This is a genomic window from Priestia megaterium, from assembly GCF_046599315.1.
GTDB classification, from domain to species: Bacteria; Bacillota; Bacilli; order Bacillales; family Bacillaceae_H; genus Priestia; species Priestia megaterium_F.
Map to the genome: position 1 here is coordinate 1,196,382 of NZ_JBKIKC010000001.1, position 24,974 is coordinate 1,221,355.

Genomic DNA, 24,974 nt, shown 5'->3' on the forward strand with positions numbered 1-24,974 from the left:
TGTTTATGCAGTCATCTAGAATACATGCAAGTTTTGTGCCACACTCTGCATATATTACATAATATAGCTGCTTATATCCGTTTCTACGCATAAAAAAATTTTTTATTAATTCTATTAGCAAGTAAAAAGAAAAAATCTCTCTCTATTTATACGCAATAAATTGCACACCATGCATTTTATTGCATGCTATTATTTGCAAGATTGTACTTTTCCAACTTATAATATAAAGAGCGTAGCGAAATATTAAGGTGCTTTGCTGTTTTAGTTCGGTTATACTCGTTTGCAAGCAGTACTTTTTGAATAAGTTTCGCTTCATAGTTTTCCATCATGTGTGCTAAGGTCTTTCCTTCGAACACCATCTCTTCATTCACCTGATTTTTTTCTTTTTTGCTCTTGCCTTCAAGTGAAGGTAGATGAACAGAATCAATCATTGTCTCCGTATAGTGCATATAGATAATAGCTCTGCCTAATATATTTTCAAGCTCCCGGACGTTCCCTGGCCAGTCGTATGATCTTAATGATTGTAAAGCACGCTCTGTTACTCCTTCAACATGCCGGCCGTAATCCTGATTAATTTTTGTAATTAAGTGTGTAACAAGCGCTTCAATATCTTCTTTTCTCTTCCGAAGAGGAGGTATGTGAATTGGAATTTTGTTTAGCCGATAATACAAGTCCTGTCTGATGCTTCCATCCGCCATTCCTTTTTCTAAATTTACATTCGTAGCTGCAATAACACGAACATTCACTGGAATAGGAGTCGTTCCCCCAACCCGAATAAGCTCTTTTTCTTGAAGCACTCGAAGCAGCTTAGCCTGCATATGAGCTGAGAGCTCTCCGATTTCATCCAAAAAGATGCTACCGTTATTAGCTTCTTCAAAAACGCCTCGTTTCCCGCCTCGTTTTGCCCCAGAAAAAGCTCCTTCTTCATACCCAAAAAGTTCACTTTCAAGCAAAGACTCAGAAAGCGCAGCGCAGTTAATTCGAACAAATTTATTAAACTTTCGGCTGCTCGCATTATGAATCGCATGTGCAAACAACTCTTTACCTGTCCCAGATTCACCTCTGAGTAAAACAGTAGCTGGTGTTTTAGCAGCAAGCCTTGCTTGTTCAATTGCTAACTGAAACTCTTCCGACTGACCAATGATATCAGCAAATGAATATTTTGCTTCAAGCGTTCGGATAATTTGACGCGCTCTTTTGAGTTCATTTGTAAGCTCTTGAATTTCAGACATATCATGAATAACGCCAACGCTGCCTTTTAATTTTCCATTAACAATAACGGGAGCAACATTCACAACTACGTCTCTTTTACTCGGACCAAGCCTCATTCTTACTCCTCGAACAGGACGCCTTGTTTGCAGCACCTTCATGTGCATACTGTCTCCTTCAGAAATATCAGCAGTCGCAGGCTGACCAATAATATCCGCCTTTTTCAAACCTGTAATCCTTGTATAAGCAGGATTAATTAAAATCCCTCTTCCCTCTTCATCAACAACAGAAATAGCTTCTTCGGAAGAGTGAATAATGGCTTGAAGCATAGTTTGTACTTCTTTTAAGTTCGTAACTTCTTCTGCCAACCCGACAACGTCTGTAATATCTTTAAAAATCGAAAAAGCTCCAAACAACTCTCCATTCTCGTCGAGTATTGGTATTCTAGTTGTAATGACTTTGCGTCCGCTATCTAACACAAATTCACTATTTTGATCAATTGTTTTTGTGTGAAGAACATCAATAAGTTTACTGTTGGGAATAACTTGATGAAGATGCTTGCCCCTTACATCTCTGTTTGAAAGGTTCGTCAAACGCTCAGCACTTTGATTAAATAGCGTAATATATCCATTCCTATCAATTACGACCATCGCATCATGAGCGGCGTTGAAAATAAGATCATATTTATACGATTCTTGCTTTAACCGCTGAATTAACTCTTCTTTTTCCTCCATCAAATTTGCCATAATTTCAGCAACCAATCCCGGTACTACCAGTACCTCAGCTGGTTTGCTTGTCTGCAATTGTTGAAAGACGCCTTGTTTACCTGTTGTTTCAATAATGACATCAAGCTGCTTTGTCATATAAGGCTCCCAATTCGTTCCCGTCGAAATATCTTGTTCTTGCGCATGCAAAACGGCCGGCGCATCAGCTCGTATGTCTACCACACCAATTACTTTCATAAATTCGGTTTCCAACAAGATTTTCAGAATAGCTAATCCGCCTTTTCCTCCTCCAACAATCAATACACTTTGCATTTTTTTTCACCTTTTCTACTTAATATGTACATATTCCGTGCAAAATATTGCATATACCTATCATATAAAAAAAGAAACACTCTTGACAATTTATTTAGTTCTTTTATGATTCAAGTATAACGGTTTCATAATGTAAACGCATTCATTTTTAAAAAAAGATAAGCGAAAGGAGAAGTTATGGTTCGAATTATTGCCCTGCTAATCTTACTTATTCCTGGTATACTCGCTGGATATGGCATTAAACTTATGAGAGATATGATTTTTGGCATCCTGCAATCCCCGTTCCCTTCTTTATTTTTGCAATTTTCAGTCGGTCTTTTGTTTTTTGTAATTGGTCTTGGATTTGTTGCTGGCTTTATTCTGCATAGAGACCGCAAGCGAAACAAAGTTCAAAACAGATTTCAAAAAGATAAAAAAACATCGCATTAATGCGATGTTTTTTTACGAAAAGCGCCCCCCAAATTGCTTTACCATTTTTTCCGGATAATCGGTAATAACGGATTCACATCCATATTTCCGAAGCTGCTCAGCTAATTTCACATCATTTACTGTGTAAGGTCGCACTGGGATTTGATAATCTTTTGAAGCGGCTACATTTACTTCATTCACGGTACGATGATTAGGGTGAAGAGCTTTTGCACCAAGATGCTGCGCATATACCCATGGCTCATACATCGGATAAGAATATAAAATGGCTGTTTCAATTGTAGAATCCAAAGAGCCTATTCGAGCTAGGCTGTTATGATTAAAAGATGAAATCATCGTTCGATCCTTCATCTTGTATAAATAAATTAAATCTAAGACTTTCATTTCCAAGTATGGATAGTCAAATATGTTGTTTTTCAACTCAATATTTACACTAATCCCTTTGCTTGAAGCCCACTCCATTACTTCATTTAACGTGGGAATTTTGCATACTCCGTACTTTTTTTTGAACTTATAACTCGCATCTAATTTTTGTAAATCTTGATACGTAAAATCTTTTACATACCCTTTTCCATTTGTCGTTCGATCTACTTTTTCGTCATGAATTACAGCAAGTTCTCCATCTTTTGTCATATGCACATCAATTTCAATTCCGTGTGCTCCAACTCTCGCTGCTTCTTTGAAGGAAATCATCGTATTTTCAGGAAACGTTCCAGCTGCGCCGCGATGACCAATTACAAACATACTTGCTCAACTCCTCTATTATCACTTATTATTAACTTTAGCATTACTTAATAGTGAAAGCACGAATTTACTGTTTATACTTTTTCACTTTCATTACTTTATATGCAAAAGGAGGTCGTTGTGTATGAGACCGCTGCAAATTTCACCGGATACAGCCGTAAAATTAGCAGAACAATTAAATATCCCCCTCGAGCAATTAATGCATATGCCTCAGCATATTTTGCTGCAGAAACTTGCTGAATTAAATGCGAGCGAAGATAAAAAAAGATCTGAATAACAGATCTTTTTTTTTCGTTTTCTTTTTAAAAAAATAGTATTACATTATTTTTTCTACTCCCTCAACATATATTAGAATATTTAATAATATAAATGTATTTTTAAAAACGCTTTTAAATAAGGAATTTAATACTTTTTTGTGTATATTTAATTATTTTTTGATTTTTCCATATAATTTCATTGACGAAATTATTGTTTTTCTACTAAAATAAAAATACATTATATTATTCCAGTACTTATATTCTGATTTTTTGATCAATTCAAATAAAAGAATTAGATAGTATGAGAAAATTTTTAGGGGGACTTCATTATGCAAGCAGCTGTACAACACGAAAATCAGCAGCCAAATGAGTCTAGGAAAAAACATCCTCCTGGACTGTACTTATTATTCGCTACTGAGGCATGGGAAAGATTTAGTTATTATGGAATGAGAGCCATTTTGGTTCTTTATTTAACTGCTACCGCTGCTCAAGGTGGACTCGGTGTAGATAAAGCAACTGCACTGAGCTTATATGGAACATTCACTAGTGCTGTCTATATTACACCGATGATTGGCGGATATTTAACAGACCGCTTCCTCGGAAGAAGGCTAGCCATCACTATCGGTGGTATAATTATGGCACTTGGGAATTTTTCAATCTTCATTCATCAAAGCGTAGCCGCTTTGTATATAGGACTTGCTTTATTAATTATCGGAAACGGATTTTTCAAACCGAATATCTCCACATTAGTCGGAGATCTGTATGAAGAAAATGATCCTCGTCGTGACGGTGCTTTTACCATTTTTTATATGGGTATTAACTTTGGCGCATTTTTTGCACCATTAGTTGTTGGGTTAATGAGTTACAAATACGGATTTTTAACAGCAGCTATTGGAATGGTTGTTGGACAAATTTTATTTAACTTACTAGCTAATCGCTATTTAGGTGATATTGGGAAAGAGCCTACAGGAAAAGTTCACGCAGCAGCATCTCAAACATCAACTGCTACGCTGACGGCACGAGAAAAGAAAAGAACGGTTGCTATCGTTATTTTGGCCTTTATTGTTATTGCCTTCTGGACAGCTTTTGAACAGGCTGGAAGTTCTTTAACACTATATGCTCAAGATCAAATTGATCGTCAAATAGGTAGTTTCACGGTTCCAACAGAGTGGTTCCAATCATTGAATCCACTATTCATTATGATTTTAGCACCAATTATGTCACTAGTTTGGTACAAGCTAGGAAATTCAAAACGCGGTGATTTTAAAACACCAACAAAAATGGGCATGGGACTTGTAACGGTTGGATTAGGATTCTTACTTTTAATTCCAGCTGTTATGTATACTGGTAATGACCCAGCTTTAAAAGTAAATATCCTGTTTATGATTTTTACTTACTTCCTACACACGCTAGCTGAGCTTATGATTTCGCCAGTAGGATTGTCCATGGTAAGTAGACTGGCTCCATTAAAGCTTGCTTCTCTTTTAATGGGCGTATGGATGGCAAGCTCTGCTGTTGCTAATAAGCTAGCTGGTGTTCTTGCATCTTATACACAGTCACTAGGTTATTTTGATATTTTCAGCTTAATCGGAGCTGTGACAATTGTACTTGGAATTGTTGTTCTGTTCCTTTCAAAACCGATTGCTAAATTAATGGATTAAAGAAAGCAGCCTTTTCTGAAGGCTGCTTTTTGTTTGATATAACATACACTTTAAATTTTTTAACGTTCATGAAAAGTAAAAAGACCAATGAATCCTTAAAATTCATCGGCCCTGCAGTAAAAAGTTTATTGGTTTTCAGTTTGATATCTAGTGTAATTTTCAAAAGTTTATCGGCATGTACTCTGTATTACAAAAGGTATAAACTCACTCAAAACCCCGTAATTCCAGCAGTCCTATCCCTTTCAACTCGCTTTATGTTCAAGGCGTAATTTATCCGCAACCATGGCGATAAATTCACTATTTGTCGGCTTCGCTTTTGACATACTGACAGTATATCCGAATAATGAAGAAATGGAATCAATATTTCCTCGGCTCCACGCAACTTCAATTGCATGACGAATGGCGCGCTCAACGCGGCTTGCCGTTGTATTATATTTTTTTGCAATGTCAGGATACAGCACTTTTGTAATCGATCCAAGCAGTTCAATATCCTTATATACCATTGAAATGGCTTCTCTCAAATATAAATAGCCTTTGATATGAGCAGGTACACCAATTTCATGAATAATACTCGTAATGCTGGCATCTAAATTTGCTGGTTTACTGTCGCGATGCGAACGCATGGAAGAAGATGAACGTTGCATAAACGAAGACGTTTGTCCGCTAACTTGACGAATGTGATTTACTAAGTTTTCCATATCAAACGGCTTTAGAATAAAATAAGCAGCTCCTAAATCCACCGCTTTTTTCGTCACGTCTTCTTGTCCAAATGCTGTTAGCATAATAACATTTGGATAATTTTCTTTTTTCATTTCTTTCAACTGACCTAAAACTGCTAATCCATCTAGATGCGGCATAATAATGTCTAATACAAGAACGTCCGGATCTTTATCTTTTAAAATGGATAAACACTCTTGTCCATTGTAAGCTACTCCGATTACTTCCATGTCTTCTTGCTCTGAAATATAATCTTCAAGCAAACCAATTAGTTCCCGATTATCATCAACCAAGCATACTTTAATTTTTTTCAATGCAGCTTCCTCCTCAGTCCTTTATGTTATACGTCGTTTCCTACGTGTCTCTATTCTTTATTCTAAAGGACAAATTCGACAATGCAACATTATTTCCTTTATTTTTTTAGAAAAAAGTCTTTTAAATGGAATTTATTCGATTTTCTCTTATTTTCTTTGTTTTTCGACGTTTTTCTCTTACATTTACGACAATAGTTTTTATCAAAAAAAGCGAACTAATGACAACATTAGCTCGCTTTTTTTCGATTATTTTTATAAATATCAATTCCTGCTTCGTTAAGCATCCATTCAATGTGGACACCATAACCGGAGGTAGGATCATTTACAAAAACATGTGTAACCGCTCCAACAACTTTCCCCTTTTGAATAATCGGACTCCCGCTCATTCCTTGAACAATTCCACCTGTTTTCTTTAGCAATTTAGGATCTGTAATTTTAATAACCATTCCTTTAGTGGCTGGAAACTTTTGAGGTATAGTACTCATGATTTCAATATCAAATTCTTCTACTTGATCATTATCTACCACTGTTAGAATTTTAGCTGGTCCTTCTTTTACTTGATGGGATAGGGCAATTGGCATTGCTTTATCTATTATTCCGTTTTCCATTGTTGAAGACAATTTTCCAAAAATACCAAAAGGACTATTTCGTGTAATATTTCCAATGATTTGTCTATCTTCAGAAAACCTTGCTAGCTTTTCTCCGGGAACGCCGTTAGAACCTTTCTCAATAGATGTAACGGTTGAACGGACAATTTGGCCATCTTCTACTACGATTGGCTTTTTTGTATCCATATCTGAAATAACATGGCCTAAAGCCCCGTATTTTTTAGATTTTGGATCATAAAAAGTCATTGTGCCAATTCCTGCAGCTGAATCACGGATGTATAAACCGATTCTGTAAGCATAGTCTTGTTTATCTTTTAATGGATATAGCTTAGTGTCAAACTGCTTTTTTTCTCGTAAAATATGCAGATTTAATGGTTCACCCGTTTTCCCTGCCTGCTGAATAAACGGTGTAATATCACTCATTTTTTCAATCGTTTTACCATTAATCTTCGTTATCATATCTCCAACTTGAATACCCGCAATTTCGCCAGGAGATTTTTTACCTTTTGTTGTATCTACTTGATGATAGCCTACAACAAGAACACCTTTTGAATTTAATTTCACACCGATTGATTGTCCACCTGGAATGACTTTAAAATCTGATAATACCTGCACGTCTACCCGCTTTACAGGAATGCCGGCCAAATGAAGCATCAATTCTTCTTTGCCTACCTGCTTGCCTGCTACGGTCAGCTTCGCCTTGTTACTTGTTACATCGTAAACAGAAGATGAAGCTTCTACGCTAAGCGGTAAGGTCGTATTAATTTTTTCTTTTTGCTGTTCAAATAAGACGATTTGTTTTGGAATGTGTATATATTGTTGCACAACTGGAATAAACCCTACAAAAATGAACGAAACAAGGAGAATCGCACCAATTATATGTCTGTATCGATTTTGCATGTTTTCACTCTCCTCGCTTCCTCGCCTAAATGGCTACACATTTAATTTAGCCTTCTTAGAGCGCATTTATAACAGAAGTTCAGAGAAAAATGAAAAGAAGTGCAAGGAAACATTTTCAGTTCCTCAAATTTGAATAAAAAACACCTTTAACACATACTGTTACGTGTTAAAAGGTGTTTTTTTAAATGGTGTGCTTCATCTTATCCGCTAAAGCTAAAAGCTCTTTGGCATGTTCCTTCGTTAAGCTTGTAATTTCTGCTCCTGCAATCATTCGACCAATTTCTTTTACTTTTTCATCAAGAGTTAATGGAAGAACAGACGTCGTTGTACGATCACCTTTTGTCTCCTTGGCAATGAATAGATGGGTATCTGCCATGGCTGCTACTTGCGGCAGATGAGATATGCACAGCACTTGTGAATCAACGGAAATGGCATGGATTTTTTCACCTATTGATTGAGCTACTCTTCCGCTTACCCCTGTATCTACTTCATCAAAGATAATGGACGTCACACCTTGATGCTTAGAAAAAATGCTCTTTAACGCCAGCATGATTCTTGAAAGTTCTCCGCCGGAAGCTACTTTTGCAAGAGGCTTTAACGGTTCACCAGGATTAGTGGAAATATAAAACTCTACGTTATCAATACCATCTTTGGTGAATTTTATTCTTTCTCCATTTACTTCAACATCATTTTTGCCTGCATTTACTACAGAAAATTTAATTTGAAATACAGTTTTAGCCATATACAGTTCTTGAAGCTCATGATGGATGCTGTCTGTTAAATCTTGAGCAAGTTTTTTTCGAATAGCTGAAACATTGTTAGCTTCTACTAATAAATCCTGCGCTACGCTGTTTAACTGCTCTTTGATCTTGCTGACATGCGTATCTCGATTTTCAATACGATCAATTTCATCTTCAATTTGCGCTGCATATTCCAAGATTTCATCTACGCTTTGACCATACTTCCGCTTTAAATGATTAATTTCATTTAAACGCGCTTCAATAAAGTCTAGACGTTTAGGATCAAATTCTAATAAATCAAGCTGCTGACGAATTTTATACGACGCGTCTTCTAGCTGATAGAAGCTCGATGAAATTATCTCAGAAATGTCAGCATAATTTTTTTCTAGTGAAGAAATATCTTCCGTATGATTCATTGCTACGCCTACCCAGTCTAAACCTTGATGTTCACCGTGCAGCGCATTGTACGCATCGTTTAGTGACGTATAGATCTTTTCAAAGTTGGAAATCTTCAAACGCTCTTCATTTAGTTCTTCGTCTTCGTTCAACTGCAAGTTTGCCGCTTTGATTTCATCTAATTGAAATTGAATGAGATCTAAGCGATGTGCCATTTGCTGTTCATTTTCAGTTAATTGATCTAACTGTTTTTTTAACGATGTATACCTGGAAAATACCTCTCGATACTCCATCAACGCCTCTTCTACTTTTTCTCCTCCGTATTGATCAAGAAGAGTTAAGTGACGATCTTGATTCATCAAATCTTGGTGTTCATGCTGTCCATGTATATCAATTAACGTCTGGCCAACTTCACGTAGGATAGCTAACGTTACGAGCTTCCCATTGATCCGGCAAATACTTTTCCCATTGGTGGTAATATCTCGCCGAAGCACAATCATTCCATCTTCCACTTCCAAACCGACTTGTTTGGCTTTTTCATGACTTGGATGCTGTTCTTCATCGAATAAGAAAAGCCCTTCAATTTCGGCTCTGTCTGTTCCGTGGCGGACAAACTCCGAAGAGCCTCTTCCACCTACTAACAATGAAATGGCATCAATAATAATTGATTTTCCCGCTCCTGTTTCGCCTGTTAATACCGTTAAGCCTTTTTCAAATGAAACAGAAAGTTCATCAATAATCGCAAAGTTTTTAATGGATAATTCAGCTAACAACCTGCTTCACTCACCTTTATAACATTTCTAAGAATCGGTCTGATATAATTTGCGTATCTTCAGGAGTACGGCAAATAATCAAACATGTATCGTCTCCACAAATTGTTCCTAATATTTCATCCCAGTCCAAATGATCAATTAATGCTCCAATCGCATTTGCATTTCCCGGTAATGTTTTCATCACTAACATATGCCCAGCTGAATCAATTTTCACAAACGCGTCCATAAGAGAGCGCTTTAACTTTTGCAAAGGATTAAAACGCTGATCTGCAGGCAAGCTGTATTTATATCGACCGTCCATCAAAGGCACTTTGACTAAGTGTAATTCTTTAATATCACGAGAGATTGTTGCCTGTGTTACATTAAAACCTTGGTTTTTTAAAATATCTACCAGTTCATCTTGTGTTTCAATATCGTTATTCGTGATAATATCACGAATTTTAATATGTCTTTGCCCTTTATTCATGTTGGCACCTCACATTAATATGTAATCTTCTTTTGGTTTTGTTGTTTCTAAGTCTTTCACTAATTAAATATCATAATGTGTTCAACTTGATTATGCACCTTTTCTATAAAGAGTCATAATCAAATCGCCAATGCTAAGTCTTTGTGCTTAACATTGGCCATTATTATTTTTTCTCTTTTAACGTCTTATGTGCTTCTTGGACCACTTCACCTACAGTAAGCGGAGCTTGATTTTCACCAAGTTCACGCTCGCCTTTCCAGCGCAGATGAAGAAGAAATTCGATATTCCCATCTCCTCCTGTTATCGGTGAATACGACATGTTATATACATCGTATCCTTGACGAAGGGAGAAATCCACCATGCCTTGAAGGACTTCTTCATGCACTTTTGGATCACGTACAATGCCTTTTTTCCCAACTTGTTCTCTTCCAGCCTCAAATTGCGGCTTGACGAGCGCAACAACATCGCTGTGTGGAACAAGAAGTGTTTTTAACACAGGGAGAATAAGTCTTAAGGAAATAAACGATACGTCAATAGATGCGAATTCAGGCAAGCCTCTTGATAAATCAGCCGGCGTCACATAACGGAAATTTGTTCGTTCCATTACTTCTACTCGTTCATCTTGACGAAGCTTCCAAGCTAGCTGATTATAACCGACGTCCAGCGCATAGGACATCTTCGCTCCATTTTGTAGCGCACAATCGGTAAAGCCTCCAGTAGAAGAACCAATATCAATCATGATTTTATCAGCTACATGGACATTAAATTCTTTAATCGCTTTTTCAAGCTTAAAGCCGCCTCTGCTGACGTAAGGCATTACTGCACCTTTAATTGTCAGCGGCGTATCGCGTTCAATTTTCTCTCCCGGCTTATCCAAACGGACTTCATTTGCATAAACAAGCCCAGCCATTACTGTACGCTTTGCTTTTTCTCTTGTTTCAATCAAACCTCGTTCTACTAATAATACATCTACTCGTTCTTTTTTTGTCACTTAACTTCAAGCCTCTTTTGTGTTGGTGTTACGAGTTTTTTGACTCGATTTATAATCTCTTCTTTGGTTAAGCCAATTTCTTCTAAAAGTTTTGTTACGCTGCCGTGCTCGATAAAGCGATCTGGAATCCCCATACGTTCAACGCGCGTATCATAATAGCCGTGCTCTGATGCAAACTCTAACACTGCGCTTCCAAAACCGCCTTGAAGTACCGCTTCTTCCACCGTAATCACAGGCTTATTTGTTTGGAAAATCTCATGAAGCATTTTTTCATCCATCGGTTTAATAAAACGAGCATTCACCACTTTTACGCTGATTCCTTGCTTCCCAAGTTCTTCTGCTGCATCCATAGCCATTGAAATCGTTGTACCAAACGTTAAAATGGTTGTATCTGAACCTTCTTTTAATACTTCCCATGTACCAATCGGAATGTTTTTCAGTTCTGAATCTAGTTCAACACCTAATCCGTTTCCTCTAGCATAGCGCATGGCAATAGGACCTTCTTCATAAGTCAAAGCAGTGTGAACCATGTGCTGACCTTCATTCTCGTCTTTTGGCATCATAATAACAAGGTTAGGCAAATGGCGTAAGAACGCAATATCAAACACGCCTTGATGTGTTTCACCATCAGCACCTACTAGTCCAGCGCGATCAATTCCAATAAATACATTTAGCTTCTGACGGCAAATATCATGAACCACTTGATCGTATGCACGCTGTAAAAATGTAGAATAAATAGCTAAGAAAGGCTTCATATTTTGAGTGGCAAGACCAGCCGCCATTGTTGTTGCATGCTGCTCTGCAATCCCAACATCAAACATGCGATGCGGAAACTCTTTTTGAAACGCTTCAAGTTTTGAACCTACAGGCATTGCTGGCGTTACTGCTACGATACGATCATCTTCCCTAGCCATCTTTAATACCGTATCGCTGACTAGTTTACTCCAAGCAATTGGAACATTTTTGTCTTTAATAAAATCACCGGACTCAATTTTATAAGGGCCCGTACCATGCCATGCTCCGCTTTTATCGCTTTCAGCTGGCAAGTACCCTTTCCCTTTTTTCGTAATAACGTGGATCAGTACCGGTCCTTTTGTTTTCTTTGCATATTGTAACGTTTCCAATAAATCATCATAGCTATGGCCGTCAACCGGGCCTAAATACGTAAAGCCAAGATCTTCAAAGAACATGCCTGACACAACCATGTATTTTAAGCCATCTTTTACACGCTCTGCCGTTGCCGCAAGCTTACCGCCTACTGCAGGCACTTTTTTCAGCAAGACTTCAAGCTCATCTTTTACCCAGTTGTATTTGCCCGCTGTGCGCAAACGGCCTAGAATGCTGTGTACAGCTCCGACGTTAGGAGCGATAGACATTTCATTATCATTTAAAATAACGGTCATATCCGTTTGTTCGTGCCCGATGTGGTTAAGCGCTTCAAGAGCCATTCCGCCTGTCAAAGCCCCGTCACCAATGATAGGAACGATGTGAGCTTTTGTTTTTTGCAAATCTCTTGCAGCAGCCATTCCCATTGCGGCTGAAAGCGATGTGGAACTATGTCCAGTTTCCCATACATCATGCTCACTTTCATCACGCTTTGGAAAACCGCATAACCCTTTATATTGGCGGATTGTATCAAATTCTCCCGCTCGTCCTGTTAAAATCTTATGGACATACGACTGATGACCGACGTCCCATAAAAATTTATCTCTCGGGCTATCAAATACTTTATGGAGTGCAAGCGTTAACTCAACGACCCCCAAATTCGGCCCTATATGACCACCAGTTGCAGAAAGTTTTGTAATTAAAAACCGACGAATCTCTTCACTTAGTTCTTCTAATTGTGTTACTGACATTTTCTTTAAAAACTCAGGATTTTTTATTGTTGTAAGATCCAAGGTGGATCACTCACTTTCGTACTTGTTATAAAGTTACCTTAATACATTGTCTATTGTTTTATACATATAGTCAATTTTTAGTATTTCCTTATTCCTTACAATACCTTTGATATTTTATCAGTAAACCAGTGATATTCAAAGGAAAACAGTGAAAAAATAGCCGCTAACACAAATGTGATAACGGCCACCAAGGTATTGTATATGTCTTTCAAACCTATGCACTACGCTTTTATACAGTAGTAAAATCATTATAGCATAGCCCCTATTGGGACTCAATCTTATTTTACTGTATCACTCAAAAAACCTGACAGAAATCGTCATTAACTATCACGTTTTGCTATAAATAAACAAATTTCTTCTAGTAATCCGTGCTTAATTTGAGCTTGACGTAAAGAGAGAAGTGCTTGTTCAACATGATACTGTAACTTTTCTTTGGCCGCTTCCATACCTAATAAAGAAGGATATGTCGTTTTTTCATTTTCTGTATCACTGCCAATTGGCTTTCCTAGTTTTTCTTCGGAACCTTCCACATCTAAGATATCATCTTGAATTTGAAACGCTAATCCTACATGTTTACTGAATTCTTCTAGTAATTCTTGCTGTAGAGGAGTAGCTTTTGCAAGAATAGCTCCTGCTTTTACACAAAAGCCTAGCAGCTTCCCAGTTTTGTGAAGATGAATATATTCAAGCTCATCTATCGTGAGCTGCTTTTTTTCACCTTCCATATCCGCAATCTGTCCGCTGATCATACCTTCTGTTCCGCTTGCTTTTACCAGTTCTGTAATGAGCTGAAGTTTCATCTGTGATGTAATTTCAGGATGTGCCGCTTCAGAAATTAACTGGAAGCTATTTGTTAAAAGAGCATCTCCGGCTAATATAGCCGTTGCTTCGCCGTACACTTTGTGATTCGTCGGTTTTCCTCTTCTCAAGTCGTCGTCATCCATACTAGGTAAATCATCGTGAATGAGAGAATATGTATGAATCATTTCCACTGCACAGGCTGTTTCTAATCCCATGCTCTCCTCTTTTCCAAACGCATGTAGCGTTGCGAACAATAGCACCGGGCGAAGTCGCTTTCCTCCTGCTGTAAGAGAGTAAAGCATGGATTCTTTTAGGTTAACCGGAGCTTGTAATGCTTTTACCACTCCAGGCAAGCGTGTTTCTACTTGATCTTTTGTAAAAGAAATATACTCTTTTAAATTCATTTCACTCACCATTACTCTTCCTCCTGTACGGAGAATGGCTCAAGCGTTCCGTCTTCGCGTAAAATAGTTTCCATTTGCTTTTCAATATGCTGAAGACGATCGTGACAGAATTTTGAAAGAGTCATTCCTTCTTGGAATTGTTGAATTGCTTCTTCTAAAGGCACGTCGCCTTCTTCTAGCTTGTTTACGATGGTTTCTAACTGCTCCATCGCCTCTTCAAACGTATACTCTTTATTTGTCGCCATTTTTCATCGCTCCTCTATTTTCGAAACTTCACACTTCAATTGTCCATCCGTCAAACGAACGTTTACCACATCGCCTTTGGATACTTGTTTAGTTGATTTAATTAACTCTTTTTCTTCATCGTATACTAAGCTGTAGCCTCTTTCCATTGTTTTTAATGGACTAAGCGTATGTAATTTTGACGTTGCCGTTGCAAACAAAAGCTGCCTTTGCTTTAGTAGCTGCTGCATCTCTTTTGTCAGCATTTTTGTCAGCTGCTGTTGACGCTCTGCCGCTTTCGTTAACTGATGCTCGGGATGATTGCGCAACAAAGCGGCTGTTAACTGCTCGTAGCTCGTTTGTTTTTGCTCCATATACCTTCTACCTTCACGATAAAAACGCTCCATCAATTGATCTAACTGCTGCTCTTTTTGCTCGACTAACTTTTGAGGATAACGGAAAGCATATGATTTCTGAGACCGCTCAAGCCTACGGCTATTAGACTGCAGCATCTCTTTCATCGAACGGAGAAGACGGATATTTCGCTGAGTTAATCTTTCTGTAATTTCACTGATATGAGGCACTGCCAATTCCGCAGCACCCGTTGGAGTAGGGGCGCGCAGGTCTGCTACAAAGTCTGCAATTGTAAAATCAGTTTCATGTCCAACCGCAGAGATAACAGGAATATTAGAAGTGAAAATTGCACGAGCAACGCTTTCTTCGTTAAAAGCCCAAAGCTCTTCAATTGACCCGCCGCCGCGACCAACAATTAATACGTCTGCTTCTTTACGACGGTTTGCTTCTTCAATTGCTTTAATAATAGACGGGGCCGCGTTCACTCCTTGAACAAGAGCAGGCATGACAATAATATTCGCGTTATACCTACGCTTTAATGTCGTAATAATATCACGTACGGCGGCCCCAGTAGGAGATGTAATAATACCTATTGTTGTTGGATACTTCGGCAGTTTTCGTTTCCTAGCAGGATTAAATAAGCCTTCTTTTTCCAGCTTTTTTTTCAGCTGCTCGTAGGCCAAGTATAAGTTTCCAACGCCGTCAGGCTGCATTTCTTTTACGTACATTTGATAATTCCCACTTGGCTCATAAACGGAGATTTCAGCTCGAATGAGTACATTCATCCCTTCTTCAGGCTGAAAATTGAGCTGACGGTTATGTCCCGCAAACATAACGGCTGCGATGCGAGCATTTTGGTCTTTCAAGGTGAAATACATATGTCCTCGACTATGACGTTTAAAGTTAGAAATTTCTCCTTTAATCCATACATCTTGCATGTGAGGGTCTACATCAAACTTGCGCTTAATGTATCGTGTAAGAGCTGTAACGGTTAGATAACGCACTTCACTCATCATTTTGCCTCCTTTGCAGTCACCCTCTCCCCTTTACATAAAGGAGAGAAGCATTTTAGTCACTTGATTTGGCAAGATGAATCTTTATTTAGATAAAGTTGTTAACACTTTAGACAATACCCCGTTGATAAACTTGCTTGATTGATCATCGCCAAACGTTTTCGCTAACTCGATCGCTTCATTTAACGTAACGCTCGTAGGAATTTCTTCTTCATATTTCATTTCGTATACGGCAATACGTAGGATAACACGATCCACTGTAGCTACGCGATCTAACGTCCATTTTTCTAAGTGACTGCGTAAAAGTTCATCAATTTCTTGCTGATGTTCAACCACACCTAGCACAAGACTTTCTAAAAATTGATCAGACTTTTCATTTTGTACAACATTTCCGATTGCCTCCATTGGCTCGGTCTGCCCTAAATCATGCTGAAATAGTGCTTGTAGTGCTTTTTGGCGTGCTGTATGTCTTTTCATTGTTTTTGCTCCTTTATTTATCTTCTTCAACTAGTATACCTAGATAATAGCATAGTTTATGAAACGATACTTCATTCTTCTTATACGAAGTTTATAGAACACGAAAAAGACCGTCTTTATGACGAGACAGTCTTTTTCACTTTACCATAGCTTGTGTTGAAAAGGAACAAGTAATCATACGTTATTCCATTTTAGCAACAGCTGTTAGGTAAACGTTTGTTTTATTCAATTTCTTCAATATCAGTTTTTTGCGTATCAAACTGAATCCCTACGATGTGAATGTTTACTTCATCGAGATCAATAGCTGTCATATTTTTAAGAGCTTGACGAATGTTATCTTGTACTTGTTGCGCTACATTTGGAATAGACACACCAAACTTCATCATACAAAATACGTCTACTTTTATCCCGTTTTCTGTTAAGTCCACTTTTACGCCTTTACCGTGGTTTTTCTTTCCTAGTTTCTCCACAACGCCAGCTGCAAAATTTCCTCTCATTGCAGAAACGCCTTCTACTTCAGAAGCAGCAATACCCGCAATGACTTCAATAACCTCAGGAGCAATTTCTACTTTGCCAAGAGAATTTGGGTGTTCTTCCATTTCTAATACATGATTTTCATTCATGTACAGCACCTCCTATAGTTTATATTATACTAAGAATTCATTACGTCATATAGCTCAAGAAACTTCGTGTTGAATTCACCGCCAACAAATTTTTCATGATTTAATAGTTTTTGGTGAAAAGGAATAGTTGTCGCAACGCCGTCGATAACAAATTCATCTAATGCGCGCTTCATTCGTTCAATAGCTTCCTCACGAGTTGGCGCATGAACAATTAATTTAGCCACCATTGAATCATAGTAAGGAGGGATAGCATAGCCCGGATATGCAGCAGAGTCTACTCGCACTCCGTAGCCACCTGGCGGCAAGTACATTTGAATCGTACCTGGTGATGGCATAAAGTTTTTCTCTGGGTTTTCTGCATTGATTCTGCACTCAATTGCCCATCCGTTAAATGTCACTTCTTCTTGTGTAAACGGTAAAGTTTCACCATTTGCAACTTTGATTTGTTCTTTAATTAAGTCAACTCCTGTCACCATCTCTGTAACAGGGTGTTCTACTTGGATACGCGTATTCATTTCCATGAAGTAAAATTTATTTTCACGATAATCATAAATGAATTCCACGGTTCCTGCTCCTGTGTAATCAACGGCTTGAGCAGCTTTAACAGCAGCGTCACCCATTAATTCCCGCGTTTTTTCATCTAATGCTGGAGAAGGTGTTTCTTCAATTAATTTTTGAAGACGGCGTTGAATCGAGCAATCACGCTCTCCTAAATGTACGGTATTTCCATGAGAATCAGCCAACACTTGAATCTCAACGTGACGGAAATCCTCAATGAATTTTTCAATGTAAACACCAGGGTTACCGAAAGCTGTAGCAGCTTCTTGCTGCGTAATTGTAATACCTTTGATAAGCTCTTGTTCATTTTTCGCAACGCGGATTCCTTTTCCTCCGCCTCCTGCCGTTGCTTTAATAATAACAGGATAACCAATATCATTGGCAATTGACATACCGTCTTCCACTGATTCTACAATTCCAGTTGAACCAGGAACAATCGGCACACCCGCTTCACGCATCGTTTCTCTCGCTACGTCTTTTGTTCCCATTTTGTTAATGGCTTCAGGACTTGGCCCTACAAATGTAACGTTACACTCTCTGCATAGCTCTGCAAAATCAGCGTTTTCAGCTAAAAAGCCGTATCCGGGGTGAATGGCGTCACAGCCCGTTAGCATGGCAACGCTCATAATGTTTGTAAAGTTTAAATAGCTGTCTTTCGATGCTGTTGGTCCAATACAATACGCTTCGTCTGCTAATTGTACATGCAAAGATTCGCGATCAGCTTGAGAATGAACAGCTACTGATTCTACACCTAACTCTTTACATGCTCGAATAATTCGAACCGCAATTTCTCCTCGATTCGCAATTAATAGCTTTTTAATCATATTTACCGCTCCTTATTCAGGCTTTACTAAGAAAAGAGGTTGACCGTATTCTACAAGTTGTCCATTTTCAACTAATACGTCAACGATTTCACCTTTAACTTCTGCTTCGATTTCATTAAATAATTTCATTGCTTCTACAATACATACAACCGAATCTTTTTGTACTTTATCTCCAGGAGTTACGTATACATCCGATTCTGGTGATGATGATGCATAGAACGTCCCTACCATCGGAGATGTAATTTTATGTAAGCTTTCATCAACCGCTGGGGCCGCTTGTTCTTCTTTTGGTTGAGCAGACTGTGCTGCTGGAGCTGGCGCTGGAGCCGCTGCTGCCTGCGGTGCAGGTGCTGCTTGTTCAGGAGCCGAAACGACTACTTGCTGCGCTTGCTTTGAAACAATTGCGTCTTTTTTCTTCATCTTGATTTTGGAGCCTTCGTGCTCATAGGTGAACTCCTCGATTGATGATTGATCAACTAGTTTAATGATCTCACGGATCTCTTGAATTTTTAACATATTGAACACTCCTACCTCATGAAAATAGAATTCTCTACAATGTTAATAATACGATAGATGGCTACAGCCATTCAATTCGTTTGGCAAACATTAAAAAGAAGTTCCACTTACTCTATAATAACCTTTTTAGCGTTATCGTTTTATAAATGGAAACATAGCTTTACAGATGACAACACTTATAAAAACATTTGTCACCTAGTACTAATATAAGATTATGAAACCTATTATAACCGAAGTAAAAAAAGAAAGCCATGTTAAAATTTTTACCGTCTCGCTTAGGTTTTAGTCATTTCATAAAAAAAGAAGTGTAAAAAACCCTATTTTGCGGCTGTTTACACTTCTTTTATTCCCTTTATTTAGTTGGCTGAAACTCTACCGCTACTTCTTTTGGACCCATTTCTTTTTTCACTAACTGAATGATTTGGTTTGCTTTTGTTTTTGAGTGTTTTTCTGTCTTAACCGTAATTTGCACTTGCTTTCCGTCTGCTCTTACTAACGCGTCACTGTATCCTTTTGCTTTAATTAATGTTTCGAGCGTTGCTTCTTTTTCCCCAAGCTTCGATAGCTCATCAATTTTATCCATCGCCTTGCTTACTTCTGCAGGCGTCACATTTTTTGATGCTGCTACTTCTTGATACTCTTCTTTTAGTTGACTTCTTTCATCATTTAATTCCAAGCGAAGCGCCGTAAATAGCTCGTCGCTATCTGTACTTGAGACAACCGCTGATTCTTTTGCATTTTTAGCCGTTTCTTTCTTTACACCTTCTCCTGAACCTTCAGTTTTTGAATCTTCTTTTGTTCCTGACTTCTCATCTGTTTGTTGTTTTGTATCTTCTGCAGGTGCCTTGTCATCGGCCTGCTTTTCGTTTTGTTTTTCGTTGTCTACTAGCGCAACATTACTCTGAGGATTTTCAGGCGTTGTCATATAGTACACCGATAACACAACAACTAAACTTAACATTGTTAATAACCAAACTGTTTGCTTTTTTAATAACATATTCATTTCCCCCTCATCCTTTTTTCGCTAATACTGCTACTCTATGACTCGGTATATCGAGCGCTCTTGTTACAGCTTCAATGATAGATTTTTTTACCTCGATATTATCAGCTCCTTTAGCGACAACTAACACACCTCGTACTTTTGGCTTTTCGGTTTTGACTACAACCGGCTTTTCTTGTTCTCCGCTTCTTACAATGACCAGCTGTTCATCTGTTGAGGAATCTTCAACTTTACGAGTCCCTCCTTCACGATCCGTTTCATTGGTCGTTTGCGATTTCGTCACGCTATTTTTTTCATATATTTTGGATTCTGTTGCATCTAGGTTCACAATTACTTTTACCTTACTCACGCCTCGAACTTGATCTAAAATATCTTTCAATTCTTCCTCATACTGATCTTCATACCCTGTCATCGTTGTTGTTTTTTTGGAACTAAAAGCCGGGACATCCTGTGATACCGGTGGTGCGCTGGTTTCTTTACTTGCACTCTTTAGTAACCCGCCTGAATTCATAGATGTTGTGAGTGAGTTGCTAAATACCATAAAGATAACGCCTGCAGCTAGTAAAATACCTATATACATTAACTTTGAAGGTTTCTTCGTAGTTGATGACTGTTTAAATGAAAAGAACCGCTGAAAAAATGATGGGTCACCTTTTTCTGGCTTTTGACTCATTTCGTGTCTCCCTCCTCCATATTCACAACAACTTGGCCTTGTTTTACGTCCCATTTTGCTGCTAAATAGTTGGATACTTTCTTGGATTCTGTTGGTTTGTTTGTTTCGATCGGTGTGGAGGTATCAATAGAAATAACTTTCACAGCTGAAACAACCTCGGAATCATTTGATGCTTTTTCACTTACGGCAACTGAAATGGATTTAATATTATCAGCGGTAGGTTCGTCGTTCGGCTTTTTTGTCTCAATGTGAATTCGATCAATTGCTACACCATACTGATCCATCAACTCCTCTTTTACATCTGCCTCCATTTGGACAGCCATTTGTTCTAAAATATATGCACGTTGTGAAGCTTGTATTTCTTTTTTCTGATTTTCGATTGAATTTTCTACCTGCTGATCGGATCGAATAGATGATAAACTAAGTGATTTCAGCATTTGATTAACATCCACTTTAAAAATTTGAAAAACAGGTGTAATAATAATCAGCATTAAAAGAAGTCCAACTACCAGCTTCGTATACTTCTGAAAACTAGAATTGGGCAACAGTAAATTAATAATGGTAGCTAATAAGATAAAAAGAACAATATTGGTAATCCACGCTGTTAATGCCTGCATTTTCTTCACCTCACCATCATTGTGACGTTGCTCGCTGTAATGATGACCGTTAAACATAAGAAAAACATAAGTGAGACAACCGCAAGCGCCGCAAAAATATAGATGACGCTTTTGCTGATAATGCTCAAGCAGGAAATAACCGGTCCTCCTCCAATGGGTTGAAGAAGAGCTGCTGCTAGCTTATAGATAAAAGCGAGCGTTAACACTTTTATAGCCGGAAACGCGACGATTAACAGCAAGACTGCTACTCCGGCAATACCTACTGAATTTTTCAATAGAAGCGAGGCACTGATAACTGTATCCGCCGCATCCGTGAACACGCGCCCTACAACAGGTATAAAGTTCCCTGTGACAAATTTTGCTGTTCGAATCGTAATACCGTCAGCAACAGCTGACGTGGCGCCTTGAACGGATAGTACCCCTAAAAAAACGGTTAGGAATATCCCAAGCACCCCAATACTTATATTTCTCAATAGCTGAGCAAGCTGTGTAACTTTATGCTCATCTGAAATTGTGCTTACAATGCTAAGCAGTGCTGAAAGGAAAAGTAATGGCATCACTACGTATTGAATTAGCAAACCGCTTGTATTCATTAAAAACAAAATCATCGGATGAAAAAAAGCGGCCGATACAACTCCTCCTGACGATGCCATTAGGGCAAGCAGTAAAGGCACCAAAGCTAAAATGAATTTGGTCATGGTCTCAATCGCTCCCGTTGCATAAGAGATGGCAATTTGAAAGCTATTAAGAGCAATGATAATCAAAACCATATATACAAGCGCATAAGCTACTTTACTTACAGTTTGCTGATTAAACGCACTTTGGAGCGTTTGCAAAAATACGCTAAAAACCGTTAGCATAATGAGCGTACCAAGGAGCTTTCCGTTAGCTAACACTTCATGAAATAAAAACTTCACAAGACCTCCTAGCCATTCTTTAAGAGAAAACTCTTTTTCTCCTTTTAAAAAATCGACTAAACTTCCCTTCTGACTCTCGGGTAAAAAGCCGCCGTATTGGGTAATAATATCGTCCCAAAACTGTTTGACTTCGTCGATACCGAGCTTATCAATTTGTTCATTGACAAGTTCTTGCTGCTTCGGGGGTTCGGAAGCTTGTACATTTTCTGGAAAGAAAAAAAAGAGGAACAAAAGAAGAGCGAGTATATTCACTTTAAACGTCCACCGCTTCATTTCGTCACCTCATATTAAGTAAAATTAATTGGGCAGCATTGAAATAATCGTTTCAATAATGACCGTTAAAATAGGAATTGCCATGGAGAGAATCAGCACTTTTCCACCTAACTCAATTTTAGAAGCAATGGCACCTTGCCCTGCATCTTTCGTAATTTGAGCACCAAATTCAGCGATATAAGCAATACCAATAATTTTCAAAATGGTTTCCACATAAATCATGTTAACGTGAGCATTAATCGACAGCCGCTCGACCATCTTAATAATCTCGTAGATTTGATCAATTAAAAAAAGAAAGATCACGGATCCCACGAATAAGACAAGTAAAAAGGCAATAGGTGATTTATGTTCTTTTAAAATAAGAGCCAAAAATGTAGCTACTAATCCTAAGCCCACAATCTGAAGCATTTCAATGGCAAATCACCCCTCTACCCTTGAAATAAAAAAACCGATTTAATTTTTTGAAATAAGTCCTCTACAATCGAAGCAACCATAAATAAAATATAAATAAAGCCGATAAGGGTAACCCAATTCGCGTAATCTTTTTTTCCCATCTGTTCGAGTACGGTGACTAAAAAAGCTACGACGATACCAATCCCAGCAATCTGAAAAATGGTGTTCATATCAATTCCCACATTCAATCCTCCTCCATCGCTACATCAATAGGATGACCAGTAGCAATCCAGATAGAAAGCCTAAACTTTTAACCATTTTTTCATAGCGATTCTGCTTATCAACTGCATCTTGTTCTTCACGTTCGAGATGGTTGAGCGTCAGTAAGATGTGTTTTTGCTGCGAATAACGATCATGCTGGCCAAGCGTTTCACCAAATTGCTTTAAAATTTCTAGTTCTCCCGTTTTAAGTGCGGTTTGTTTCCAAAATTGGTCCAACGTCTTTTCCCAAGCTTCCTTGACACTTTCGGTACCTTCTTTTAATTTGATTGAAAACTCACTAAATAAAGACGCCAAAGGATTGGGAAGCTGTAGAGATAACAAATGTGCAACTTCTTGAAGAGGCCGATTGCTGTACATAATTTCCGCTTCTAACGACCGAAGAGCCGTTTTTAATTGCCTGAGCTGCCTAGGTCTTGCACTAAGCTGCTTTGCAAATTCAAATCCTGTGTAAGTTGAAGCAAATAAGATAAAGATGGCACCAAACAGTTTCATACACCATCACCCTTTACTATTTTCAATAAGCGATTTTTCAGCGGACGTTTTCATGGAATTATAATGCTCATCGTAGATAGCCTGAAGTGTTCCAGGACCTCGGCTGTTCGATAGCACAACATACCGTTTGAATACGTGAAGCTTTATTAAAGTTTGCAAAGTGGGACGCTTCATTAAATCACCAATATCATAGCCATGAACAGTCATAATGACACGAACACCAGCATTAACGGCTTCAAGTACGGCTTTACAATCTTCTTCACTTCCGACCTCATCTACGATCAGCACATCAGGGCTCATGGAGCGAATCATCATCATCATGCCTTCGGCTTTTGGACAGCTGTCTAATAAATCCAGTCTGGATCCGAACGTATGCTGAGGAACCCCTTTAACAGCCCCAGCAATTTCTGAGCGTTCATCTACAATCCCTACTTTGAATGGAGGAATGTTAGAGCGCTCTATACCAGTGCTTATTACTCTGGCTAGATCACGGATCATGGTTGTTTTTCCTGTTTGCGGAGGTCCTATAATGACCGTACTTTGCCAATAGCGATTGTATAAAAAAGGAATAAGCTGATTCGAAATGCCAATCTTTTGTTTAGCAATCCGTATATTAAAGGATGTTACATCTCGAATCACACGAACCTGTCCATTTTCCGTTACAACTTTTCCAGCTAGTCCAACCCTATGTCCGCCTTCAATAGTTACATATCCTTTTTTCAATTCTTCTTCAATCATATAAATTGAAAACTGACTTAATTTATTTAAGATGAATAAAGCATCTTCTGCGGTTGGAAGATACGATTCGAAATGAGGCTGATTGTTGATTGTAAATTCGACAGGCCTTCCTATACGTACTCGAATTTCTTCTAGTACATGAGAATGGTGTGTTACATAAAATTCAACAGTCTTTTTTAAATTAGGCGGAAAAATTGCAAGTATTTCGTTTAACATATTCATCCCCTCATATTTGAACTCACTTCAATGTATTATGAGCTTGACCATTTTATGCCTACCTTTTATTTAAAAACGCCGATTAAAATGAAGAGTACTCCTACTATAATCATGATTAATTTCCCAAAAGATAATTGATCTGCTACGGACACTAAACCTATGGTGAAAGAGCTCACCATTACAATGGGACCAACAAGCGCTAACATCCCATTAATCATTAACGCTTTTTTCACATCATTGTTTGTCACAATCAAAATAGCGGCAATAAACTCAATAAATGAAGAAATAAATCGAAGGCACGCCATCGTTAATACCGTACCGTTTAAATGATCTAACCACTGCTTCATAAGCCCCTCCTATATCTCTGCATTGTTTAGTACAACCTATGCAAAATAAGGAAGAGTTAGCACAAAAAAACACACAAAAAAGGCCGAGAATGATTCT

At 38.2% G+C, this 24,974-nt stretch carries 27 protein-coding genes; 3 read left to right on the forward strand and 24 right to left on the reverse strand.

The annotated features are described in order from the left end of the window. Positions 1–176: 176 nt before the first annotated feature. Entirely contained in the window at positions 177–2,246 is a 2,070-nt protein-coding gene (locus tag ACLHDF_RS06525; protein WP_413918106.1) for a sigma 54-interacting transcriptional regulator, read from the reverse strand. Positions 2,247–2,423: 177 nt separating this feature from the next. On the opposite strand from ACLHDF_RS06525, the gene ACLHDF_RS06530 reads away from it, so the two are divergent. Further along, positions 2,424–2,675 (forward strand): DUF2627 domain-containing protein, encoded by a 252-nt coding sequence (locus ACLHDF_RS06530; protein WP_413918107.1) that lies wholly within the window; start codon positions 2,424–2,426, stop codon positions 2,673–2,675. Positions 2,676–2,687: 12 nt separating this feature from the next. Here ACLHDF_RS06530 and ACLHDF_RS06535 read toward each other — a convergent pair whose 3' ends face one another. Next, positions 2,688–3,416: a glycerophosphodiester phosphodiesterase gene (locus tag ACLHDF_RS06535; protein ID WP_413918108.1), complete on the reverse strand. Its 729-nt coding sequence runs from the start codon at positions 3,414–3,416 to the stop codon at positions 2,688–2,690. A 124-nt stretch (positions 3,417–3,540) separates the two neighbouring features. On the opposite strand from ACLHDF_RS06535, the gene ACLHDF_RS06540 reads away from it, so the two are divergent. After that, a complete protein-coding gene (locus tag ACLHDF_RS06540) occupies positions 3,541–3,693 on the forward strand; it encodes a YycC family protein (protein WP_413918109.1) in 153 nt (50 codons plus the stop codon). A 309-nt stretch (positions 3,694–4,002) separates the two neighbouring features. Then, positions 4,003–5,334, forward strand: coding sequence for a peptide MFS transporter (locus ACLHDF_RS06545; protein ID WP_413918110.1), 1,332 nt, complete (start codon positions 4,003–4,005; stop codon positions 5,332–5,334). A gap of 242 nt (positions 5,335–5,576) precedes the next feature. Here the strand turns inward: ACLHDF_RS06545 and spo0A are convergent, their stop codons facing one another. The 22 genes from spo0A to ACLHDF_RS06655 form a co-directional block, all read right to left on the reverse strand. Continuing rightward, positions 5,577–6,365 (reverse strand): sporulation transcription factor Spo0A, encoded by a 789-nt coding sequence (gene spo0A, locus ACLHDF_RS06550; RefSeq protein ID WP_013084985.1) that lies wholly within the window; start codon positions 6,363–6,365, stop codon positions 5,577–5,579. A 227-nt stretch (positions 6,366–6,592) separates the two neighbouring features. Next, complete coding sequence (gene spoIVB / locus ACLHDF_RS06555; RefSeq protein WP_413918111.1) at positions 6,593–7,873, reverse strand: SpoIVB peptidase; 1,281 nt, start codon at positions 7,871–7,873, stop codon at positions 6,593–6,595. Positions 7,874–8,054: 181 nt separating this feature from the next. After that, on the reverse strand, positions 8,055–9,782 hold the full coding sequence (recN, locus tag ACLHDF_RS06560) for a DNA repair protein RecN (RefSeq protein WP_413918112.1): 1,728 nt from the start codon (positions 9,780–9,782) through the stop codon (positions 8,055–8,057). 16 nt (positions 9,783–9,798) lie between these two features. Beyond that, the gene (ahrC, locus tag ACLHDF_RS06565) at positions 9,799–10,248 is read right to left on the reverse strand and encodes a transcriptional regulator AhrC/ArgR (protein ID WP_013059136.1); all 450 of its coding nucleotides are present in this window, start codon (positions 10,246–10,248) and stop codon (positions 9,799–9,801) included. Between the two features lie 163 nt (positions 10,249–10,411). Further along, complete coding sequence (locus ACLHDF_RS06570) at positions 10,412–11,239, reverse strand: TlyA family RNA methyltransferase (RefSeq protein WP_413918113.1); 828 nt, start codon at positions 11,237–11,239, stop codon at positions 10,412–10,414. Further along, positions 11,236–13,137, reverse strand: a complete 1,902-nt coding sequence (gene dxs / locus ACLHDF_RS06575) for a 1-deoxy-D-xylulose-5-phosphate synthase (RefSeq protein ID WP_413918114.1) — start codon at positions 13,135–13,137, stop codon at positions 11,236–11,238. The genes ACLHDF_RS06570 and dxs overlap by 4 nt, the downstream gene beginning before the upstream one ends. Before the next feature lie 320 nt (positions 13,138–13,457). After that, positions 13,458–14,354, reverse strand: a complete 897-nt coding sequence (locus ACLHDF_RS06580) for a polyprenyl synthetase family protein (protein WP_413918115.1) — start codon at positions 14,352–14,354, stop codon at positions 13,458–13,460. Beyond that, complete coding sequence (locus tag ACLHDF_RS06585) at positions 14,354–14,587, reverse strand: exodeoxyribonuclease VII small subunit (protein WP_013059140.1); 234 nt, start codon at positions 14,585–14,587, stop codon at positions 14,354–14,356. Before ACLHDF_RS06585 ends, ACLHDF_RS06580 begins: the two co-directional genes overlap by 1 nt. Positions 14,588–14,590: 3 nt before the next feature. Next, positions 14,591–15,931 carry an exodeoxyribonuclease VII large subunit gene (gene xseA / locus ACLHDF_RS06590; RefSeq protein ID WP_413918116.1) on the reverse strand — a complete coding sequence of 447 codons (1,341 nt, stop codon included), beginning with the start codon at positions 15,929–15,931 and terminating at the stop codon, positions 14,591–14,593. A gap of 84 nt (positions 15,932–16,015) precedes the next feature. After that, the gene (gene nusB, locus ACLHDF_RS06595) at positions 16,016–16,408 is read right to left on the reverse strand and encodes a transcription antitermination factor NusB (protein WP_413918117.1); all 393 of its coding nucleotides are present in this window, start codon (positions 16,406–16,408) and stop codon (positions 16,016–16,018) included. Between the two features lie 221 nt (positions 16,409–16,629). Beyond that, positions 16,630–17,031 carry an Asp23/Gls24 family envelope stress response protein gene (locus ACLHDF_RS06600; protein ID WP_413918118.1) on the reverse strand — a complete coding sequence of 134 codons (402 nt, stop codon included), beginning with the start codon at positions 17,029–17,031 and terminating at the stop codon, positions 16,630–16,632. 29 nt (positions 17,032–17,060) lie between these two features. Then, entirely contained in the window at positions 17,061–18,413 is a 1,353-nt protein-coding gene (gene accC, locus ACLHDF_RS06605; protein ID WP_413918119.1) for an acetyl-CoA carboxylase biotin carboxylase subunit, read from the reverse strand. Positions 18,414–18,425: 12 nt separating this feature from the next. Next, on the reverse strand, positions 18,426–18,929 hold the full coding sequence (gene accB, locus ACLHDF_RS06610; RefSeq protein WP_243555965.1) for an acetyl-CoA carboxylase biotin carboxyl carrier protein: 504 nt from the start codon (positions 18,927–18,929) through the stop codon (positions 18,426–18,428). A gap of 352 nt (positions 18,930–19,281) precedes the next feature. Next, positions 19,282–19,926 (reverse strand): SpoIIIAH-like family protein, encoded by a 645-nt coding sequence (locus ACLHDF_RS06615; RefSeq protein WP_413918277.1) that lies wholly within the window; start codon positions 19,924–19,926, stop codon positions 19,282–19,284. A gap of 13 nt (positions 19,927–19,939) precedes the next feature. After that, on the reverse strand, positions 19,940–20,602 hold the full coding sequence (spoIIIAG, locus tag ACLHDF_RS06620; RefSeq protein ID WP_413918120.1) for a stage III sporulation protein AG: 663 nt from the start codon (positions 20,600–20,602) through the stop codon (positions 19,940–19,942). Beyond that, positions 20,599–21,219 carry a stage III sporulation protein AF gene (gene spoIIIAF, locus ACLHDF_RS06625; RefSeq protein WP_413918121.1) on the reverse strand — a complete coding sequence of 207 codons (621 nt, stop codon included), beginning with the start codon at positions 21,217–21,219 and terminating at the stop codon, positions 20,599–20,601. Before spoIIIAF ends, spoIIIAG begins: the two co-directional genes overlap by 4 nt. Positions 21,220–21,224: 5 nt before the next feature. Continuing rightward, positions 21,225–22,409, reverse strand: coding sequence for a stage III sporulation protein AE (gene spoIIIAE, locus ACLHDF_RS06630; protein ID WP_013059149.1), 1,185 nt, complete (start codon positions 22,407–22,409; stop codon positions 21,225–21,227). A 24-nt stretch (positions 22,410–22,433) separates the two neighbouring features. Next, on the reverse strand, positions 22,434–22,817 hold the full coding sequence (gene spoIIIAD, locus ACLHDF_RS06635; RefSeq protein WP_413918122.1) for a stage III sporulation protein AD: 384 nt from the start codon (positions 22,815–22,817) through the stop codon (positions 22,434–22,436). 20 nt (positions 22,818–22,837) lie between these two features. Beyond that, on the reverse strand, positions 22,838–23,044 hold the full coding sequence (spoIIIAC, locus tag ACLHDF_RS06640; RefSeq protein WP_013059151.1) for a stage III sporulation protein AC: 207 nt from the start codon (positions 23,042–23,044) through the stop codon (positions 22,838–22,840). A gap of 19 nt (positions 23,045–23,063) precedes the next feature. Then, the gene (spoIIIAB, locus tag ACLHDF_RS06645) at positions 23,064–23,576 is read right to left on the reverse strand and encodes a stage III sporulation protein SpoIIIAB (RefSeq protein ID WP_413918123.1); all 513 of its coding nucleotides are present in this window, start codon (positions 23,574–23,576) and stop codon (positions 23,064–23,066) included. Between the two features lie 6 nt (positions 23,577–23,582). Further along, positions 23,583–24,530, reverse strand: coding sequence for a stage III sporulation protein AA (spoIIIAA, locus tag ACLHDF_RS06650; protein ID WP_413918124.1), 948 nt, complete (start codon positions 24,528–24,530; stop codon positions 23,583–23,585). A gap of 65 nt (positions 24,531–24,595) precedes the next feature. Continuing rightward, positions 24,596–24,877: a YqhV family protein gene (locus tag ACLHDF_RS06655; protein ID WP_413918125.1), complete on the reverse strand. Its 282-nt coding sequence runs from the start codon at positions 24,875–24,877 to the stop codon at positions 24,596–24,598. Positions 24,878–24,974: the final 97 nt, after the last annotated feature.

Coding starts and splice junctions, on each gene's coding strand:
- ACLHDF_RS06525 (WP_413918106.1), bottom strand. CDS start 2,246: ATGCAAAGTGTATTGATTGTTGGAGGAGGAAAAGGCGGATTAGCTATT.
- ACLHDF_RS06530 (WP_413918107.1), top strand. CDS start 2,424: ATGGTTCGAATTATTGCCCTGCTAATCTTACTTATTCCTGGTATACTC.
- ACLHDF_RS06535 (WP_413918108.1), bottom strand. CDS start 3,416: ATGTTTGTAATTGGTCATCGCGGCGCAGCTGGAACGTTTCCTGAAAAT.
- ACLHDF_RS06540 (WP_413918109.1), top strand. CDS start 3,541: ATGAGACCGCTGCAAATTTCACCGGATACAGCCGTAAAATTAGCAGAA.
- ACLHDF_RS06545 (WP_413918110.1), top strand. CDS start 4,003: ATGCAAGCAGCTGTACAACACGAAAATCAGCAGCCAAATGAGTCTAGG.
- spoIVB (WP_413918111.1), bottom strand. CDS start 7,873: ATGCAAAATCGATACAGACATATAATTGGTGCGATTCTCCTTGTTTCG.
- ahrC (WP_013059136.1), bottom strand. CDS start 10,248: ATGAATAAAGGGCAAAGACATATTAAAATTCGTGATATTATCACGAAT.
- ACLHDF_RS06580 (WP_413918115.1), bottom strand. CDS start 14,354: ATGGTGAGTGAAATGAATTTAAAAGAGTATATTTCTTTTACAAAAGAT.
- ACLHDF_RS06585 (WP_013059140.1), bottom strand. CDS start 14,587: ATGGCGACAAATAAAGAGTATACGTTTGAAGAGGCGATGGAGCAGTTA.
- xseA (WP_413918116.1), bottom strand. CDS start 15,931: ATGAGTGAAGTGCGTTATCTAACCGTTACAGCTCTTACACGATACATT.
- nusB (WP_413918117.1), bottom strand. CDS start 16,408: ATGAAAAGACATACAGCACGCCAAAAAGCACTACAAGCACTATTTCAG.
- ACLHDF_RS06600 (WP_413918118.1), bottom strand. CDS start 17,031: ATGAATGAAAATCATGTATTAGAAATGGAAGAACACCCAAATTCTCTT.
- accC (WP_413918119.1), bottom strand. CDS start 18,413: ATGATTAAAAAGCTATTAATTGCGAATCGAGGAGAAATTGCGGTTCGA.
- accB (WP_243555965.1), bottom strand. CDS start 18,929: ATGTTAAAAATTCAAGAGATCCGTGAGATCATTAAACTAGTTGATCAA.
- ACLHDF_RS06615 (WP_413918277.1), bottom strand. CDS start 19,926: ATGTTATTAAAAAAGCAAACAGTTTGGTTATTAACAATGTTAAGTTTA.
- spoIIIAG (WP_413918120.1), bottom strand. CDS start 20,602: ATGAGTCAAAAGCCAGAAAAAGGTGACCCATCATTTTTTCAGCGGTTC.
- spoIIIAF (WP_413918121.1), bottom strand. CDS start 21,219: ATGCAGGCATTAACAGCGTGGATTACCAATATTGTTCTTTTTATCTTA.
- spoIIIAE (WP_013059149.1), bottom strand. CDS start 22,409: ATGAAGCGGTGGACGTTTAAAGTGAATATACTCGCTCTTCTTTTGTTC.
- spoIIIAD (WP_413918122.1), bottom strand. CDS start 22,817: ATGCTTCAGATTGTGGGCTTAGGATTAGTAGCTACATTTTTGGCTCTT.
- spoIIIAB (WP_413918123.1), bottom strand. CDS start 23,576: ATGAAACTGTTTGGTGCCATCTTTATCTTATTTGCTTCAACTTACACA.
- spoIIIAA (WP_413918124.1), bottom strand. CDS start 24,530: ATGTTAAACGAAATACTTGCAATTTTTCCGCCTAATTTAAAAAAGACT.
- ACLHDF_RS06655 (WP_413918125.1), bottom strand. CDS start 24,877: ATGAAGCAGTGGTTAGATCATTTAAACGGTACGGTATTAACGATGGCG.